This is a genomic window from Janthinobacterium sp. GMG2 (genome assembly GCF_033949445.1).
GTDB lineage: Bacteria > Pseudomonadota > Gammaproteobacteria > Burkholderiales > Burkholderiaceae_D > Janthinobacterium > Janthinobacterium aestuarii.
Genome location: NZ_JAXAWA010000002.1, coordinates 543,797 through 561,993 on the forward strand (window position 1 = coordinate 543,797; position 18,197 = coordinate 561,993).

An 18,197-nucleotide genomic window follows, 5' to 3' on the forward strand; every position below is an offset into this window, starting at 1 on the left:
ACGTCAACGTCTTTAGACGTTCTCATCCAATTTCACGCAATCAACAAAATATCCGCGCTTGCCATCGACTTCGCGTTTCACGAGACCATGCACATCCGTTTCGAAGCCTGGGAAGCGCTCGTTGAAGTCGCGCGCGAAGCGCAGGTAGTCGACGATGGTCTTGTTGAAGCGCTCGCCGGGGATCAGGAGCGGAATGCCCGGCGGATACGGCGTCAGCAGGATGGACGTGATGCGGCCTTCCAGTTCGTCGATGGCCACGCGCTCGATTTCGCGGTGCGCCATCTTGGCGAAGGCGTCCGACGGCTTCATGGCCGGAATCATGTCCGACAGATACATTTCCGTCGTCAGACGCGCCACGTCGTAGGCCTTGTAGAAATCGTGGATCTGCTGGCACAGGTCGCGCAAACCCATTTTTTCGTAGCGTGGGTTGGCCGCCGCGAATTCCGGCAGGATGCGCCACATCGGCTGGTTCTTGTCGTAGTCGTCCTTGAACTGCTGCAACGCGGTCAGCAGGGTATTCCAGCGGCCCTTGGTGATGCCGATCGTAAACATGATGAAGAACGAGTACAGGCCGCATTTTTCAATGATGACGCCGTGCTCGGCCAGGTACTTGGTGACGATGGACGCGGGGATGCCCGTGTCGCCGAACTGGCCGTCCAGCGACAGGCCCGGGTTGACGATGGTCGCCTTGATCGGGTCGAGCATGTTGAAGCCGGGAGCGAGGTCGCCGAAGCCGTGCCAGTCATCCTCGGCGCGTATCATCCAGTCTTCCTGCTGGCCCATGCCTTCGTCGTTGAAGCTGGACGGACCCCAGACCTGGAACCACCAGTCCTGGCCCCATTCCTGGTCGATCTTCTTCATGGCGCGGCGGAAATCGAGCGCTTCCATGATCGACTCTTCCACCAGGGCCGTCCCGCCTGGCGCTTCCATCATGGCCGCGGCCACGTCGCACGAGGCGATGATGGAATACTGCGGCGACGTCGAGGTGTGCATCAGGTAAGCCTCGTTGAAGGCGTCCTGGTCCAGCTTGACCGTGTCCGATTCGCGCACGAGGATTTGCGATGCCTGCGACAGGCCGGCCAGCAATTTGTGCGTGGACTGGGTCGAGAAGATCATCGATTCCTTGGCACGCGGACGGTCCTTGCCGATGGCGTGCATATTCTTGTAGAAATCGTGGAAGGTGGCGTGCGGCAGCCATGCTTCGTCGAAGTGCAGGGTGTCGATCTTGCCGTCCAGCATTTCGCGCAGGGTTTCCACGTTGTAGATCACGCCATCGTAGGTCGATTGCGTGATGGTCAGAATGCGCGGCTTCTTGTTCTTCGCTTCGCGTGCGAACGGGTTCGCCTCGATCTTGCGGGCAATGCTTTCCGGCGTGAATTCATGCAGCGGGATAGGGCCGATGATGCCCAGGTGATTGCGCGTCGGCATCAGGAACACGGGAATCGCGCCGCACATGATGATCGAATGCAGGATCGACTTGTGGCAATTGCGGTCGACGACGACGATGTCGCCTGGCGCCACGGTCGAGTGCCACACCATCTTGTTCGAGGTCGACGTGCCGTTGGTGACGAAATAGCAATGGTCTGCATTGAAGATGCGCGCCGCATTGCGCTCGGACGCGGCGACAGGACCCGTATGGTCGAGCAGCTGGCCCAGTTCTTCGACGGCGTTGCAGACGTCGGCACGCAGCATGTTTTCACCGAAGAACTGGTGGAACATCTGGCCGATCGGCGACTTCAGGAAGGCCACGCCGCCCGAGTGGCCGGGGCAGTGCCACGAGTAGGAACCGTCGTTGGCGTAGTGCACCAGCGCGCGGAAGAACGGCGGCGACAGGCCGTCCAGATAGGATTTCGCTTCGCGGATGATGTGGCGTGCGACGAATTCCGGCGTATCTTCGAACATGTGGATGAAACCGTGCAGTTCGCGCAGGATATCGTTGGGGATATGGCGCGAGGTACGCGTTTCGCCGTACAGATAAATGGGGATGTCGGCATTCTTGTAGCGGATTTCCTCGACGAAGGCGCGCAGCGATTTCAAGGCGTGGTCGGTTTCCTCGATGGAACCGCCGCCGAATTCTTCATCGTCGATCGACAGCACGAAGGCTGACGCGCGCGATTGTTGCTGGGCAAATTGCGACAAATCGCCGTAGCTGGTCACGCCCAGCACTTCCATGCCTTCTTTTTCCATTGCGGCGGCAAGGGCGCGAATGCCCAGGCCGGACGTATTTTCAGAACGGAAATCCTCGTCAATGATGACGATAGGGAAACGAAATTTCATGCATGTCTCCAAAAAAGCAAGCCGCCCCTGACAGATGTGAAGGGGCGGACTAGGGCGCGACCTCAGGCGGTGATACTAGCCGGCAGCCGCAGAAAAAAAATAAGAACGGGATTCTCGCAGAAATGCGGCCTCTGCGGGAAAAAAATATCGTAGTAAAGCGTCACAAGCGTACGCTAGCGTGACGCACGGGTGTGACAGGGGTATTACAGCAACATTCTGGCCATAATTCTCAACCTTATCAGGCTTTGCGTTCCAGCGTGACAAAGGCGTAAGGCAGGCCGGATTTCTCCGAAACATGCGCTACACGCGCGGTCTCTTGCCACACGGCATGGTCAACGGCGGGGAAAAACGCGTCGCAGTCAAATGTCTGGCCGATTTCCGTGACGAGCAAACGCTGTGTCAGGGGCAGTGACTGCTTGTAGATTTCCGCGCCGCCGATGACGTAACCTTCGGCGCCGTCGAGCAGGGCGATGGCCGCTTCCACCGACGATACCGCTTCCACGCCCTCATGGCGCCAGTCGGGATTACGCGAGATGACGATGTTGCGGCGGTTCGGCAGCGGACGGCCGATGGAATCGAAGGTCTTGCGGCCCATGAGGACGGGATGGCCCGTCGTCAAGCGCTTGAAACGCGCCATGTCTTCCGGCAATTTCCACGGCAGGGTGTTGTCGATGCCGATGCCGCCTTGCTGGTCGGTGGCGACGATGATGGTCAGATGGCTCATTGGTTCTGTCAAAGTGGTGGGGGCGATGCCCGATGCCCGCCATTATCGTTGAAATTGCCCGCTGCCTCCAGATGCGCACGCATGGCGCCGGCCAGCGGTCCCGGCGCCTCCAGCGGAATCATGTGGCCGGTGTTCTCTTTCAGCAGGTGCAGGGTGGCCTGCGGCAGGCGGGCGGCCATGGCGCGCAGGTCGTCGGGATTGACGAGCTTGTCGTCTTCGGCACCCACGATCAGCACGGGAAAATCGAGTTCCGGCAAGCGCGCCATCAGGTCCGGGCGATCGATGGTGGTGATGAATTGCGCCAGCAGCACGTCCTTGCCCAGGTACAGACCCATCTGCTGGATCAGGCCCGTGATGCCGGTGTCCTGCAAGTGCGCGGGATGCAGCAGTTCGCGCAGGCGCTGGCGCGTGATGCCCGCATAGGCATTGCGTTCGAGCATGGCGACGATGCGCTGGCGCGCTTCGATTTCCGCCGGCAGCAAACCTTTGGCGGAATTGGCGATCAAAGTAAGGGACTGGACACGCTGCGGGTGCGCCAGCGCGTATTCGAGCGCCAGATAGGCGCCCAGCGAAAAGCCCACCAGATGGGCCTGTTGGGCGCTGTGGCTGGCGATCAGTGCCTGCATCTGCGTGCGCGTGCGCGCCTCGTGCAGGGGCACGTGCCGCAGATCAAAGGCGCCGTCCAGGGCTGGGGCCAGGCGCGACCACAGGCGTTTGTCGCACAGCGTGCCGGGGATGCAGTCGAGCCGTATCTTGGTATTGTTCAAGGGCAAGCTTGGTTGGGAAAATTTTTGTCGAGCGGCATTATCCGTCATTTTGCATATTGGGGCAGCGGCATGGTATTTTCTGCATGGCATTATTTTCAATAGTGCGCGGCTGGCAAGCAGCCACTTTATGGTAGGCTCATGGCTCATCAAGCCAGGGTACCGGCGACGTGACCTGAAACACCGAATGCAACCCACTAATTATACAAAGAGGAAACACCATGGCGATCAGTTTGCAAAAAGGCGGCAATGTCAACCTGAGCAAGGAAGCTCCTGGCTTGAAGAAAATCGTGATTGGCCTGGGCTGGGACCCGCGCGCCACCGATGGCGCCGCATTTGACCTGGACGGCAGCGCCTTCCTGCTGAAAACGGATGGCAAGGCCCGCTCCGATGCCGATTTCATTTTCTATAACAACCTGAAGTCGGCCGACGGCTCCATCGTCCACGCGGGCGACAACACGACGGGCGGCGGCGATGGCGATGACGAGAAAATCGCCGTCGACCTGGCCAACGTGCCTGCCGACATCGACAAGATCGCCGTGGCCGTCACCATCCACGACGCGGAAAACCGCAAGCAGAACTTCGGCATGGTCGGCAAGGCCTACATCCGCTGCCTGAACGGCGACAACGGCGCGGAAATCGCCCGCTACGACCTGTCGGAAGACGGCTCGACGGAAGCGGCCATGATCTTCGGCGAAGTCTACCGTGCCGGCAGCGAATGGAAATTCAAGGCAATTGGTCAAGGCTTCAAAGGCGGCCTGGGCCCTCTGGCCCGCTCTTTCGGTATTAATGCTTAACAACCAGTTGTTTGCGTAAATGTACCGGGTGGCACCGCTGCCCGGTTCTGTCTTTCCCATCTTTCTCCCTGACTCCATGGAAAACCTGATCAAGGGGCAGCGCCTGGCGCTGTCCGGCCTCGTCACGGGCAATATTGTGCAACTGGGTCTGGCCAGCGCCGGCGTGACGCTGGATTTCGCCTGTTTCGGCCTCGACGCCAACGGCAAGCTGTCCGATGACCGCTACATGACTTTCTTCAACCAGCCGCGCACGCCGTGCGGCGGCGTGGAAACCGCGGCGCCGTCCGGCGATGCGGCCGGTTTCAGCTATCAGCTCGACCGTTTGCCTGCGTCCATCGAGCGCCTGGTCGTCACGGCCGCCATCGATGGCGATGCCACCATGGCGCAGCTGGGCAGCGGCTACCTGCGGCTGCTCGACGGCGGCAGAGAATTGGCCCGCTACACGTATGCAGGCGCTGATTTTGCGCAAGAAAAAGCCGTCATGCTGGGCGAGTTCTACCGCAAGGATGGCGGCTGGCGCTTCATGGCCGTGGGCCAGGGTTTCAATGGCGGCCTCGATGCGCTGGTCGCGCATTTCGGCGGCGAAGTGGCGCCGGCGGTAGCGGAACCGGCGCCGGCGCCCAAGATTTCCCTGTCCAAAATTTCGCTGACCAAGGCGGGCCAGACGCACAAGGTGTCGCTGGAAAAGGGCGCGGGCGCGCCGAAGAAACTCACCGTCAAGGCGACCTGGGTCGATAACGGCGATGGCGACGACGATAACGATGACCTCGATTTGCGTGTCGGCATTCTCTTGCCGAACGGCCAGATGCGCTTCATCCAGGCGCCGGACACGGCGGGCAGCTTCGACGCCATGCCCTATGTGCGCCACCTGGGCGACGTGGCGGGCGCGGCGGGCAAGGAGCCGGCCACGGAAACAGTGGAAGTCAATCCCGCGCTGGCGCAACATTACGGCGGCACGGTGGGCCTCGTCTTCAGCGTGTATTCGGCGGTGGCCAATGGCGCCGTCTCGGTCGCGTCCATGCGGCCGAAGATGGTCATGCAATATGGCGAGCAGATCGTCGAGTGCGCGTTCGACTTCCGCCTGTCCAAGGCGGCCGACGATGACTCCGTCTACACCTATGTGATCGGCATGGCGCGCATCACGCCCGACAGTATCATCCTCGAGCCATCCGGCAAGACGTCGGAGCCGGGCAGCGAAGCGACGCCGTGGCTGATCTGGCAGGGTGAGAACCTGCAGCTGGCCTTCAACGGTCCCGTCGTCTTCAAGGGCGAGGACAAGGAAGACGAAGATGATTGCAATGCCGACAATCCGCGCCGCTACATCGCCTAGGAGACACTGATGGAAACCTTGTCCAAGGGACAGCGCTTGCCGCTGGCCAATCTCGTTCCCGATGGCGTGCTGCAGATCGGCGTGGCCGCGCAGGGGCTGGCGCTCGACGTGGCCTGCTTCGGCCTCGACGCCAGCGGGAAACTGTCCGACGAACGCTACATGACTTTTTTCAACCAGCCGCGCACGCCGTGCGGCGGCGTGGAAGCGCGTACCGGCAGCGGCGGCGACACGACGGAGTTTGCCTTGCAGCTGGCGCGCTTGCCAGCCGGCATAGACCGCCTCGTCGTGACGGCGTCCATCGATGGCGGTGGCGTGATGTCGCAGCTGCAAGCTGGCCACGTGCGCCTGCAGGCGGGCGGACGCGAACTGGCCCGCTTTGCCTTTGCCGGTGCGGATTTCGCACAGGAAAAAGCCGTCATGCTGGCAGAGATCTACCGCAAGGATGGCGGCTGGCGCTGCATGGCCGTGGGACAAGGTTTTAATGGCGGACTCGATGCGCTGGTGCGCCACTTCGGCGGTGAAGTCGAGCAGGCTGCCCCCGCAGCGGCTTCGGCTGTCATGCAGGCGAAGATCAACCTGGAAAAGCGCGTGGAACGCGAAGCGCCGCAACTGGTCAGCCTCGTCAAGCAGGCGGGCGTGTCCCTGCAAAAAGTGGGGCTGCTTGATCACCGCGCCAAGGTGTGTCTGTGCCTCGATATTTCCGGTTCCATGGGACGGCTGTATAAAGAGGGGCTGGTGCAGCGCTTTGCCGAGCGCATCCTGGCCCTGGGCTGCAAGTTCGACGACGATGGCGAGATCGATGTTTTCTTGTTCGGCAAGAACGTCCACCATCCGGCGCCCATGGCCTTGAGCAACTGCAATACCTATGTGAGCCAGGCGATACAGCGCCATCCGCTCGAAGGCGATACGCGCTATGGCGCCGCCATGCAGGCAATCCGCGCGTTCTATTTCCCCGACAAGGCCGGCAGCGAGCGCACGCGGCCCGTCGCGGCCGAGTTGCCCGTGTACGTGATGTTCGTCACCGACGGCGGCACGAGCGACCAGGCAACGACGGAGAAGCAATTACGCTGGGCCAGCAATGAACCTATCTTCTGGCAATTCATGGGCATCGGCAAGGGACGCAAGTCGAAAAGCAAGTTTCTTTCCGCCTTTGCCGATTCCGATTTCCCGTTTCTGGAAAAGCTCGACGAGTTGCAGGGACGCCTGGTCGACAATGCCAATTACTTTTCCGTCAGCTCGCCCGACGAGCACAGCGATGCGGAACTGTATGACTTGTTGATGACGGAATATCCGGGCTGGCTGAAACTGGCGCGCGGCAATGGCTTGCTGAGGTAGTGGCCATCGGATGAGGCTGTATGACCACAAGTGCAAGAGATTTGTAAATTGAAGTAAATAACAATGGTTCGCATTTGCTTTGCGTAATGGAGTCGTGGCATGCTTTAACTGTGCCCACACCTGTGCCCTCACGCCACGGCGTAGTGCCTCATCCGTAGCGTCTCCATTATTTTTTAAGCAAATGCATAAAATCCTCTTTCACTGTCTGGCGGGCGGCAGCCTGCTCGTTTCCGGCGCCGCTGTCCAGGCCCAAACCACGCCTACCAGCGGCGACACCGTCGTCAAGCCCGCACCGGCCAAGGCGCCCGCCGCCGATGCGCCTCCTTCCGTCAGCGTGACGGCCGAGCGTCCCACGGGCCGTATCGACCGCCAAGTCTACGACGTCAAGTCCGACGTGGGCAGCAGCAACGGCACGGCGGCCGATGCCTTGAATAATGTGCCGTCGGTGGCCGTCGATCCCGATGGTTCCGTGTCCCTGCGCGGCAGCAGCAATGTGCAGATATTGATCGACGGTAAACCGTCGGCCATGCTGCAGGGCGATTCGCGCGGCGCCACCCTGAACGCCATGGCGGCCGACGATATCGAATCCGTGGAAGTGATCAACAATCCCGGCGCCCAGTTCGGCAACGAGGCCGGTGGCGGCCCCATCCTGAACCTGGTGATGCGGCGCAACCGCAAGCCGGGCGGCTTTGCCACCGTCAACGCGAACGCGGGCATCGCGGGGCGCTACAACAGTGCCGTGTCCGGCACCTACAACGAAGGCCCGTGGGGCTATCAGGGCGGCATCAATGTGCGCCATGACGGCCGCAATTCCGTGGGGGAGGTCAGCCGCGAGCGCCTGGAACGTAGCACGGGGGCATTTTCCCCCAGCAGCCAGCAATCCACCAACAATGGCTTGAACGACTCGCTGGGCTTGCACGGCACCGTCAATTACAACCTGAACGCCAACGATACCCTGGCCGCCAGCGTGTCGTATAACGGACGCAGCAACGACCAGCGCTCGCTCGACCGCTACATCAATGGCGACAGCACGGGCAGCACCATCGGCGACTATGTGCGCAGCACCGTGCGCAATGGCGACAGCCGCAACTACAGCTGGGGCGCGCGCTACGACCACAAGGGCGAATTGCCGGGCGAAACCCTTAAAATCGACTTGCGCGTGTCGTCGTCGACCAACGAGAGCGACAGCGATTACGCGAATACCTACGCGGTGGCGCCCGTCAATGCTTTCGACAGCCGCGCGCGCCAGCACAGCGAAACGGGCAATCGCATCGTCGACTTCAGCGGCGACTACGAGCGTCCGCTGGCGGGCGGTACGGCCAAGCTCGGTTACAAGGTGGCCGACAACAAGAGCAGCTTCGACACTTTATATACGGACATCAATCCGGCCAGCCTGGCGGAAATCGTCAACCCCATGCGCAGCAACCGTTTCGAGCTCGACGAGCGCACTGTTGCCCTGTATGGCTCCTACCAGATGCGCCTGAGCGAACGCTGGGGCGCGCTGGCCGGCTTGCGCGCCGAATACACGGACTTGAACGTGCGCCAGATCACGAGCGGCATCGAGGCCAGCAACAATTACGTCAACTACATTCCCAGCCTGTTCGCCACCTACAAGGTCAGCGACGAGAGCAATGTGCGCTTCAGCTATGCGCACCGCATCCGCCGCCCGAATGCGGGCGACCTGAATCCGTACGTGGTCTACCGCGACGAATTCAATGTGTCGGCCGGCAACCCCAAGCTGAAACCCACGCAGACGGATTCGTTCGAGATCGGCTATGAAACGAAGATCGCGGGCCTGGAAAGCAGCTTGCGCGCCTACCACCGCCGCGACACGGACGCCATCGTCGATTACCGCTACTTTATCAGCGACAATGTGCTCTTGACCACGCGGGAAAACGGCGAGGGCAGCCATTCGAGCGGCCTCGAGTTCAGCGTCAGCGGCAAGCTGACACCATCGTTGACCCTGAATACGAGCGGCAACCTGGCGCGTAGCCAGCAGACGAGTTCCGACGACCTGGGCAACCGCAGCACGCGCACGGCGAACGCCCTGAGCGGCCGCGCGCGCCTCAATTACCAGTTCGATGCGGCCAACCAGCTGCAGCTGGCCCTGCAAATGCAGGGCAAGACGCTGTCGGGACAGGGCTATCGCTCGCCGAACAACACCTTGAATGTGAGCTGGCGCCACACGGTGACACCGCAGCTGAGCCTGGTCATGAATGTGACCGATGTATTCAGCAGCAACAAAATGGAAACCGTCATCAACAGCGCCTCGCTGCGCGAGACGAGCACGCGGCGCTTCGACGGACGCATGATTTATGTGGGGCTGTCGTACCGCCTCGGCGGCGCCACGTCGGCGGCGAAAGAGGGCGAGCGCGAACCGCGTTTCGGTCCGCCGGGCGGACGCGGGCCAGGCGGCCCTGGCGGTCCCGGTCCGGGCGGACCGGGAGGTGAACCGGGCTAGGCTGCCAGCGCGATCTGGTGCAGGAAGTCAATGAAATCGTCCGTATGAAGCTCGAAGCGCCATCCGCCCGCGCCATGTTTGGCTCGGTACACGGGCAAGTCGCCGTCGATGCTTCTTTCTTCCAGATGCACGCAGTACGGGTCGCCGCCCGCGTCAGCAATCACCACCAGCTTCGGTGGCCAGGACGCGATTTGGTGATGGTGCACCGCATGGACGGAGTAACCGTGCTGTGCCTTCACCAGCTCGGCCGCACCGTACAGATGCAGGCCCTGCGGGAAGCGCTTGCCGTCGACATGCACGCGCAGCGGCGAATACCATTCCAGGAAGCGGCGGTATATTTCCGGCAAGACCCAGTGCGCGTCGATCTCGGCCATGTCCATGGCGCTGGCGATCGTCAGCCAGTTCGATGGTTGGGCCAGGTCCTGTTCGTGCTGGCGCCGCGGCGCCAGTTTTCGTTCCAGGAAGGCGGCTGCCATTTCCAGGCGCGAAAGCGGCTGGGTTAACGTGTAATGCGTGGCGGGCGCCCTGTAGCCTGCGCCGTCAAAGTAGCCGTCCGCTTGCCATGCCAGCACGGCGTCCAGCCGCAACTGCTCGGCCTTCCAGTGGCCGGGGTCCTGCGGCAAACCGGCATCGAAAGGCTGGCGGCTGAACACGGCCAGACTTTTGACGGCCTTGGCGCGCACGCTGAGCTTGGCGTTTTCCGCCGTGGCCAGGGCCACCAGCCGGGCATAGGCTTCCTTGCCCATGCTTTTCAGCATGCCATCCACGCCCCAGTAGGCGAGGCCGTCGATATCGAGGCTCCAGCTGAAAAAGTCGCCGTATTCTCCCGGCTCGGCCAGAGCGACGATATCCGTCATCAGGAAGGCGCGCCAGTGCAGCAGCTGGCCTTCCCTGGCGTAGGCGATCAGGATGGCCAGCACGGCTTGCCGCTCGTCGGCCCCATGCTTTTTCAGCAGCCGGTCTTTCAGGCGGGCGAACTTGTTGCCGTCCGTTTCGTCAAACAGCTTGCGGTGCAGTGCTGCCAGCGGTGCGGCCGCCATCAGACGGCCATCGCCGCCTTGATCGGCGCATGGTGTTCATAGCCTTCCAGCGAGAAATCCGATGGCTCGATCTTTTCCAGCCACTCCGGCTCGTACTTGCCCGTCTTGGCGTAGTCGGGCACGCGGTCGGAAATGACAAACCTGGGCGCCGGGAAGGGCGTGCGCTTCAATTGCTCTTCCACCATGTCGAGGTGGTTTTCATAGATGTGCGCGTCGCCGATGAAATAGGTGAACCAGCGCGGCGTGTAGCCCGTCAGGCGCGCCACCAGGTGCAGCAGGGCCGCGCCTTCGGCGATGTTGAACGGCGTGCCCAGGCCGATGTCGTTGCTGCGCACATATAAGCACAGCGAGATTTCGCGCGTGCTGGCGTTCGGGATGAACTGGTACAGCAAATGGCAGGCGGGCAGGGCGACGGCATCGAGCACGGCCGGGTTCCAGCCGTGGAACAGGATGCGCCGGCTGCCCGGGTTCGTCATGATGGTGTCCAGGCATTCGCGCAACTGGTCGACAGCCTTGTACAGCAGCACTTTTTGCACGCCGTCCTCGACGATGGGAGCAACGAGCGCAAAGCCGTTCGCTTGCGCGTCGGCGATTTGATCCGGTTTGGCCGCATCCAGCAGTTTATATGCGGGCCACTGGCGCCATTGCACGCCGTAGACGGGACCGAGGTCATCCTCGCCTTCGCGGTAGGGGTTGGCCAGCCACTGCGCATTTTCATTAGCGTTCTGGTCCCAGACCTTGCAGCCCAGCGCGCGGAACTCGGCCGCGTTGCGCGAAGCGCGCAGGAAGGCGCACAATTCGCCGATCACGGATTTGAAAGCCAGTTTCTTGGTCGTCACGGCAGGGAAGTTGCCGTTGGCCAAGTCGAAACGCATCATGGCGCCCGGCACGCTCAGGGTGCGGATGCCCGTGCGGTTGTCTTGCCAGCTGCCCGTTTCGAGCACGGTCTTGATCAAATCTTGATATTGCTGCATGTATTTCTCCAACGGTAAGGATGGTGATTGTAACGCAGGCGCGACAGGCGGGATGTGGCCCGCACACATAATTACGCTGCTGTCTTACCTGCAAACATGACTCTGTGGTAATTTGTGTGTCCTTAAGGAAATACACAGAAACGGCAGACGCTGCACCATGTTCTTGCGACAATTTGTAAACAATAATAACGGCGCCATGGTGGAGATGAGCAGGGCCGATTTCCTCAAGGCCAATTTGCGCCTGATCCTGGCCTGGCCCCTGCTGGGACTGGTCCTGTGCGCGGTGCTGTGGACGGCCACCTTGCTGCAGCTGGAGGCGGAAAAGAAGGTGGCGCAGCAGCAGGCGCTCGACAGCGTGTCGTCGCTGTCGAAAGCGTATGGCCAGTATCTGCTGCGCACCCTGGAGCAGATGGACCAGCTGACTTTGCAGCTCAAGTATGAATGGGAAAATTCGCGCGGCCAGCTGCGGCTCGACCAATTGAAGACGCAGGGCATGTATGCCTTGCCGCAATTTGCCATCGTCGCCATCCTCGACCGCAAGGGGCATCCCGTGACGGCCACGGCGCCGCTGCAGCGCCTGCGGGTCAACGAGCGCAGCGATTTCCTGCTGCGCCACTGGCGCAGCAATTCCAGCGCCCTGCGCATCGCGCTGGGGCGGGCCAATGCCGCCAATGTGAACGATCAGGCCACGGTGCCCGGCGCCGACGAAAGCCTCGTGCATTTCACGCGCCGGCTGGAAGACGAGGATGGCAATTTCGACGGCGTGCTGCTGATCTCGATTCATTCCGGCTATTTTTCCGAATTCTATAACAGCGTCAGTTTTGGCAAGTTCGGCATGTCGGCCATGGTGGGCGAGGAGGGCGAGCTGTTCAGCACACGTCTCGGCTCGCGCGTGCTGCCGGCCCAAAGCGCCCAGGGCACGCCGTTCCTCGACACCAGCTTCCTGGAAACGGAGAGCGGCGCCCTGCATTCGGGCGGCAGGATCGCTTTTTCCGACAAGCAAAGCCGCTACGTGGGATGGCAGGCGCTGAAAGCCTATCCGTTCACGGCCGTAGTCGGATTGTCGGACGGCGAAATGCTGCATCCCTACGAGGAAACGCGCACGATTTATATCGGCATCGCCCTGGCCGTCACCATGCTGCTGCTGGCCTTTACCGCCATCGCCACCATGCTGTCGCTGCGCCTGGCGTGGCGCCACCACCAGTCCGAAGGCGTGCGCAATGCATACCGCATGGCCACCGAAGGCACGAGCGACGGCTTTTATATCATTGCCGCCCTGCGCGGCGCGGACGGCAGCATCCTCGATTTCGAGATGGTCGACTGCAACGAGCCGGGCGCCGGCTACTTTGGCGTGCGGCGCGAACAATTGCTGGGCATGCGCCTGCAATCGCGCGCCCATGAACCGTATTTCCGCGACCTGATCCATAATTACCGGGCCGCCATGGTTTCCGGTTTTTCCGAGGAAGAGATCGAGCTGCCGGAAGGCAACCCCTTCAAGCTGCGCTGGATACGCCGGCGTGTGGTGCGCAGCGGCGACCGCCTGGCCGTCACCCTGCAAGACATCAGCACGGCCAAGGAGCACGAGCGCGACTTGCGCCGCCTGGCCAACGAGGATGGCTTGACGGGCTTGCCCAACCGCTACTGGCTGCAGCAATTCCTGCCCGGCGCCCTGGGCCGGGCCGCCATCGCGCGGCGCATGCTGGCGCTGCTGTTCATCGACCTCGACGGCTTCAAGGATATCAACGATACGCAGGGCCACGCCGAGGGAGATAAAGTGCTGCGCGCCGCCTCCTTGCGCCTGAAGGCCGTGCTGCGGCCGGGCGACCACGTGGTGCGCCTGGGCGGCGACGAATTCGTCGTCGTGCTCGACCCCGTGGAAGACGACAGCCGCGCCGAGCAGGTGGCGCAGCGCATCGCCATCGCCTTCGACGAGCCGTTCTACCTGGGCAGCGAGCGCCACAAGATGGGCGCCTCGATCGGCATCAGCCTGTATCCGCGCGATGGCGCGGAAACGGACGTGCTGCTGAAGAACGCCGACATCGCCATGTATGCCGTCAAAGTGGCGGGCAAGGGCCATCACCGCTTCTTCCAGCCCGAACTGTTCGAAACCATCCGCAGCCGCCGCGAACTCGAGCAAAGCCTGGTGGCGGCGCTGGAGCTGGACCAGTTCCTCGTCGTCTACCAGCCGCGGGTCGACGCCATGAGCGGGCAGCTGTGCAGCATGGAGGCGCTCGTGCGCTGGCACCATCCGCAGCACGGCATGGTGCCGCCGCTGGAATTCATTCCCGTGGCCGAGAGCAGCGGCCTGATTTCGCAGCTGGGCGAAGTCGTCATCGAAAAGGTGTGCCTGCAGATGGCGCGCTGGCAGGCGAGCGGGCTGGAACTGGTGCCCGTGTCGATCAACGTGTCGGCGCGCCAGTTCGGCCGCGGCGACGTGCACCAGGTGCTGGCGTCCGCGCTGGCGCGGCACCGCATCGATGCGCGCCTGATCGAGGTGGAAATCACGGAATCGGCCATGATGGATGAACAGAACCGCGCCGTGGAGCAGCTGTCGGCCATCCGCGCGCTGGGCGTGCGCCTGCTGGTCGACGATTTCGGCACCGGATACTCGTCGCTGTCGCAGCTGCAGAAGTTCGCCATGGATGGCTTGAAGATCGACCGCGCCTTCACCATGGAGCTGGGCCGCTCGGAGCAGGGCGAAGTCTTCGTGCGCGCCATCCTGTCGATGGCGCATGCGCTGGGCATGAGCGTGGTGGCCGAAGGGGTGGAGACGCGCGAGCAGCTCGACATCCTGCGCACGCTGCAATGCAACGAAGTGCAGGGCTATTTCATCTCGCGCCCCGTACCCGCCGAACAGATGCTGGCGCTGATGCACCAGCGCTTTCTGATACCGCTTCCAGCCCCGGCGCTAGCCCTGTAGAACGCCGTAATGGGTGTGGAAAACAACGCTGTTTCATAAAAAGAGCGAACGTTCGCTTTTTTCTAAAAAATATTATATGCTTCGCTCATGCCGTCAGTGAATTGGAGTTCACGGCGGCAAGAAAAGTGCAAGACGGGGCGGCTTGAGATGCCCGCGACAGTGTGCCGAAGACCTTCATATAATAAAGAGAGACTAACTTGAAACATAAATATCTGCCCCTCCTGATCGTTGCCGCGTTCGCCGGCATCTCCTCCACCGCACAAGCATCGGGCTACCGTTTTGGCTCGCAAAGCGTTTCCGCGCAAGGCTCGGCCGATGCCAGCGGCGCCGAAGCGGCCGACGCATCGACCATTTTCTACAACCCGGCCGGCATGTCGCGCCTGGAAGGCACGCAATTCCTGGGCGGCGGCACCCTGGTGGTACCGCATTCGACCTACCAGGACACGGGTTCGAAGACTTTCACCGGCCGCACGCCGGGCGGCACGACCAAGGACTACGCGCCGGACGCCGTCTTCGCGCCAGCCCTGTATGCGAGCAAGAAGCTCAATGAGCAATGGACCGTCGGCATGGGCTTGTTCGTGCCGTACGGCGCCAAGCTCGATTACGGCAATGACTGGAGCGGCCGCTATGCGATCACCAACATCAAGCTCGAAGCGATCGCCCTCAATCCTTCCGTTTCCTTCAAGGTCAATGAGCACCATTCCTTCGGTTTCGGCGTCACCGCTGAACACATGAAGGCGGAACTGGGCCAGGCGGTCGACGTGCCGGGTTCCGTGACCTTCCTGGCCCAGCACGCACCAGCCGCGTCGCAAGCCTTCCTGGCCAATATCGCCAAGACGCAGGGCCTGGCCGCCGCGCAGGCAGCCGGCGCTGCGCTGAAGGGCGCCAAGGACGGCCATGCATCGATGGATGGCGACGACTGGGGCTTCGGCTTCAACCTCGGTTATTTGTACCAGATGAATGAAGGCACGCGTTTCGGTATTTCCTACCGTTCGTCGATTTCGCACAAGCTGAAAGGCGACACGATCTGGGACTTCTCGCAAGTGTCGGACAACGCCGCCGTGAATGCCTTCATCGCCAAGGCATCGAACAAGGTCAATTCCAAGGCGCTGGTGGAAGTGCGCACGCCGGAAACCCTGTCGATCAACGCCTTCCATCAGATGGATGACCGTTGGGCCTTGATGGGCGACGTCACCTGGACCCGCACTTCGCGTCTGCAGAACCTGGATATCCAGTTCCCGCCGACGGCCGAAGGCGCGGAGCGCATCCGCCAGCAGTGGAAGAACACCTACCGCGTCTCGCTGGGCACCAACTACAAGTACAGCGAAAACCTGCTGCTGCGCGCCGGTATCGCCCACGACCAGGCGCCAGTGCGCAGCGCCGAGCTTCGTCATCCAGCGCTGCCGGACAGCGACCGCATGCAGTACTCGATTGGCGCGAACTGGAAGCTGAACGCCAATTCCTCGCTCGACCTGGCTTACAGCTTCATCGACTTCAAGGATGCCAACGTCAACTACAAGAATGACTGCTCGCCGGTGACCCCTGGCTGCACCGGCAACGGTGAAACCACCAAGGGCCTGTTCAAGACCCGCATGCAGTTGATCGGTCTCGCTTACAACTACAAGTTCTAAGCAGGTAGTGGCGGCCGACCCGGCCGCCATGAAATGAAAAAAGCGCCTTCGGGCGCTTTTTTTTTCGGGGTCAGACCCGCTGGGTCTGACCCCAGCCTTTCATGGGTTTTCGGATGTTGTCTGCTTACGCGCTGCGCGCTAAGCCGACCTACCCCGACCTACGTTGTTCAGGCTTTGATGCGCATGGCCTGATCCAGCAACGTCAAGGCCAGCCGCACAGTGTCGTCGGGCAGGTCCAGCAAGTTATCTCCCACATACCATTCCACCACGCTGTGGCCGGGCAGGGCGGCGTGGCTGGCGCGGCCGAACAGCCAGATGCCGTGGTCTTCCGCCACCTGGTTGCGGATCGCGATGGCCCGCTCGCGCGAGACGGGCAAGTGCAGGTGCAGCATGTTGGCTTGCGGGGCGGCGGGATTGACGGCAATCGATGGAAAATCGCGCAGCAGCGCGTACAGCCACTGCGTGCGCGCAAAATATTGCGGCATGGCGGCGAGGCGCGCGTCGAACTGCATGGCGGCGGCCACCACGTAGGGCGTACGGTGGACGATATTGCCGCCCTGGCGGCGGAACCATTCACGCGCCCGTTCGACAAACGGGCGGCTGCCGGCAAGCACGGCGCCGCCGAGGCCGCCGATACCCTTGTACAGCGACACGTAGACGGAATCGAAACCGTCGCAGATGGCGGGCAGGGACTGGTTGAAACCCGCTTGCGCTTCCCACAGGCGCGCGCCATCCATGTGCAAATGGATGTTGTGCTCGCGGCAGTGCCGCTTGATGTCGTTCAATGCGTCCCACGACGGGCACTGGCCGCCGATTTCGCGCATCGGCAGCTCGACCTGCGCGGCGCCCAGGGCATCGGGCACGGCGCACAAGTCGTCCACCGTCCAAGGACGGTGCGGGTCGCCGATCGTCAAACCCTTGAAGTGGTCGAGCAATTCATGGTTGCCGCGCTCGTGGCGCAGGATGTGCGAGGTCGGGTGCAGCGCCACCAGGCGCGAGCCGCGGTCCTGGCACGCCAGGCGCAGGGCGGTGACTTGCGTCATGGTGCCCGTGATGCAGAACACGGCCGCTTCGAAACCGAGCAGGCTGGCGATCTTGTTCTCGAACTGTTCGATCAGCGCGCCTTCGCCATAGGTGTCGTGTGCAACAGCGTTGGCGTCGCACCAGGCGGCCATGGCGGTAAAGGTGGCCGCTGGCGTTGGCTGGCGGTGGCCGGGCAGGACGGTATGGCAGCGCTGGCGCAGCTCAAGCTCGTTCACGGTGTTTTCCTCACAAGGTGGCCGTGGCCAGTTTCGCGCCAAAGCCGATGAACATGGCGCCCACGCCGCCGCCCATGCCGGCCGACAGGCGGCGACGGCGGCGGAAGGTGTCGGCCAGGCGGGCGCCGACAAAGATGATGGCCGTCAGGTAGCTAAAGCTGATCACCTGGCAAATCAGGCCCAGGCCGACGAAGGACAGCACGGGATTCGGGAAGGCCGGGTCGACGAACTGGATGAAGAACGAGATGAAGAACAAAATGGCTTTCGGGTTCATCAGACTGATGATCAGCGCCTTGCGGAATGGATCGCTTTCCTTGACGGGCGCTGGCGCGGCAGGCGCTTCACCGTCGGCCGGCGCGGGCGCGCGCAGCTTGCGCCAGCAGCCGATCAGCATTTGCAGGCCGATCCAGCCCAGGTAGGCCGCGCCGATGTATTTCACCACGTAGAAGAGGGCAGGGCTGGCTTTCAGCAGGGAGGCCACGCCGCAGGCCGACAGCACCATCAATATCAGGTCGCCGGCGAAGATGCCGAAGGCGCCCTGGTAGGCGGTGCGCACGCCCCGCTGGGCCGCGACCGACAGCACATACATGGAATTGGGACCGGGCAGGATGACGATGAAGATGGTCCCCAGTAAAAAGGTCCAGAAATCGGTGATGCCCAGGTTGGCGTGGAAAAGTGCGTTCAT

The 18,197-nt window shown here is 62.2% G+C and carries 13 protein-coding genes; 6 read left to right on the forward strand and 7 right to left on the reverse strand.

Translation table 11 applies throughout. The features are described from left to right. Positions 1-12: 12 nt before the first annotated feature. The 3 genes from SKZ59_RS08480 to SKZ59_RS08490 form a co-directional block, all read right to left on the reverse strand. Entirely contained in the window at positions 13-2,277 is a 2,265-nt protein-coding gene (locus SKZ59_RS08480; RefSeq protein ID WP_034755510.1) for an arginine/lysine/ornithine decarboxylase, read from the reverse strand. Between the two features lie 238 nt (positions 2,278-2,515). Continuing rightward, positions 2,516-3,001, reverse strand: coding sequence for a dihydrofolate reductase (locus SKZ59_RS08485; RefSeq protein WP_319991391.1), 486 nt, complete (start codon positions 2,999-3,001; stop codon positions 2,516-2,518). An 8-nt stretch (positions 3,002-3,009) separates the two neighbouring features. Next, positions 3,010-3,768, reverse strand: a complete 759-nt coding sequence (locus SKZ59_RS08490; protein WP_319991392.1) for an alpha/beta fold hydrolase — start codon at positions 3,766-3,768, stop codon at positions 3,010-3,012. A 218-nt stretch (positions 3,769-3,986) separates the two neighbouring features. On the opposite strand from SKZ59_RS08490, the gene SKZ59_RS08495 reads away from it, so the two are divergent. The 4 genes from SKZ59_RS08495 (at position 3,987) to SKZ59_RS08510 (ending at position 9,688) form a co-directional block, all read left to right on the forward strand. Continuing rightward, positions 3,987-4,562 (forward strand): TerD family protein, encoded by a 576-nt coding sequence (locus SKZ59_RS08495; protein WP_034755514.1) that lies wholly within the window; start codon positions 3,987-3,989, stop codon positions 4,560-4,562. Positions 4,563-4,638: 76 nt separating this feature from the next. Continuing rightward, on the forward strand, positions 4,639-5,892 hold the full coding sequence (locus SKZ59_RS08500; protein ID WP_319991393.1) for a TerD family protein: 1,254 nt from the start codon (positions 4,639-4,641) through the stop codon (positions 5,890-5,892). 9 nt (positions 5,893-5,901) lie between these two features. Beyond that, a complete protein-coding gene (locus SKZ59_RS08505; RefSeq protein ID WP_319991394.1) occupies positions 5,902-7,227 on the forward strand; it encodes a VWA domain-containing protein in 1,326 nt (441 codons plus the stop codon). A gap of 181 nt (positions 7,228-7,408) precedes the next feature. After that, the gene (locus SKZ59_RS08510; protein WP_319991395.1) at positions 7,409-9,688 is read left to right on the forward strand and encodes a TonB-dependent receptor domain-containing protein; all 2,280 of its coding nucleotides are present in this window, start codon (positions 7,409-7,411) and stop codon (positions 9,686-9,688) included. On the opposite strand, the gene SKZ59_RS08515 is transcribed toward SKZ59_RS08510, so the two are convergent. Next, entirely contained in the window at positions 9,685-10,728 is a 1,044-nt protein-coding gene (locus tag SKZ59_RS08515; protein ID WP_319991396.1) for an SMI1/KNR4 family protein, read from the reverse strand. The two genes, SKZ59_RS08510 and SKZ59_RS08515, sit on opposite strands and share 4 nt — an antisense overlap. Next, positions 10,728-11,702, reverse strand: a complete 975-nt coding sequence (locus SKZ59_RS08520; RefSeq protein WP_319991397.1) for a thymidylate synthase — start codon at positions 11,700-11,702, stop codon at positions 10,728-10,730. The genes SKZ59_RS08515 and SKZ59_RS08520 overlap by 1 nt, the downstream gene beginning before the upstream one ends. 205 nt (positions 11,703-11,907) lie before the next feature. Here SKZ59_RS08520 and SKZ59_RS08525 point away from each other — a divergent pair, with 205 nt between their 5' ends. Beyond that, positions 11,908-14,622, forward strand: coding sequence for an EAL domain-containing protein (locus SKZ59_RS08525; protein ID WP_070302813.1), 2,715 nt, complete (start codon positions 11,908-11,910; stop codon positions 14,620-14,622). Between the two features lie 197 nt (positions 14,623-14,819). Beyond that, positions 14,820-16,253 carry an OmpP1/FadL family transporter gene (locus tag SKZ59_RS08530; RefSeq protein WP_319991398.1) on the forward strand — a complete coding sequence of 478 codons (1,434 nt, stop codon included), beginning with the start codon at positions 14,820-14,822 and terminating at the stop codon, positions 16,251-16,253. Between the two features lie 167 nt (positions 16,254-16,420). On the opposite strand, the gene SKZ59_RS08535 is transcribed toward SKZ59_RS08530, so the two are convergent. Further along, positions 16,421-17,512, reverse strand: coding sequence for a threonine aldolase family protein (locus tag SKZ59_RS08535; protein ID WP_319991399.1), 1,092 nt, complete (start codon positions 17,510-17,512; stop codon positions 16,421-16,423). Between the two features lie 10 nt (positions 17,513-17,522). Next, positions 17,523-18,197 (reverse strand): leucine efflux protein LeuE, encoded by a 675-nt coding sequence (gene leuE, locus SKZ59_RS08540; protein WP_072453360.1) that lies wholly within the window; start codon positions 18,195-18,197, stop codon positions 17,523-17,525.

Coding starts and splice junctions, on each gene's coding strand:
- SKZ59_RS08525 (WP_070302813.1), top strand. CDS start 11,908: ATGAGCAGGGCCGATTTCCTCAAGGCCAATTTGCGCCTGATCCTGGCC.
- SKZ59_RS08480 (WP_034755510.1), bottom strand. CDS start 2,277: ATGAAATTTCGTTTCCCTATCGTCATCATTGACGAGGATTTCCGTTCT.
- SKZ59_RS08500 (WP_319991393.1), top strand. CDS start 4,639: ATGGAAAACCTGATCAAGGGGCAGCGCCTGGCGCTGTCCGGCCTCGTC.
- SKZ59_RS08485 (WP_319991391.1), bottom strand. CDS start 3,001: ATGAGCCATCTGACCATCATCGTCGCCACCGACCAGCAAGGCGGCATC.
- SKZ59_RS08505 (WP_319991394.1), top strand. CDS start 5,902: ATGGAAACCTTGTCCAAGGGACAGCGCTTGCCGCTGGCCAATCTCGTT.
- leuE (WP_072453360.1), bottom strand. CDS start 18,197: ATGAACGCACTTTTCCACGCCAACCTGGGCATCACCGATTTCTGGACC.
- SKZ59_RS08515 (WP_319991396.1), bottom strand. CDS start 10,728: ATGGCGGCCGCACCGCTGGCAGCACTGCACCGCAAGCTGTTTGACGAA.
- SKZ59_RS08495 (WP_034755514.1), top strand. CDS start 3,987: ATGGCGATCAGTTTGCAAAAAGGCGGCAATGTCAACCTGAGCAAGGAA.
- SKZ59_RS08510 (WP_319991395.1), top strand. CDS start 7,409: ATGCATAAAATCCTCTTTCACTGTCTGGCGGGCGGCAGCCTGCTCGTT.
- SKZ59_RS08520 (WP_319991397.1), bottom strand. CDS start 11,702: ATGCAGCAATATCAAGATTTGATCAAGACCGTGCTCGAAACGGGCAGC.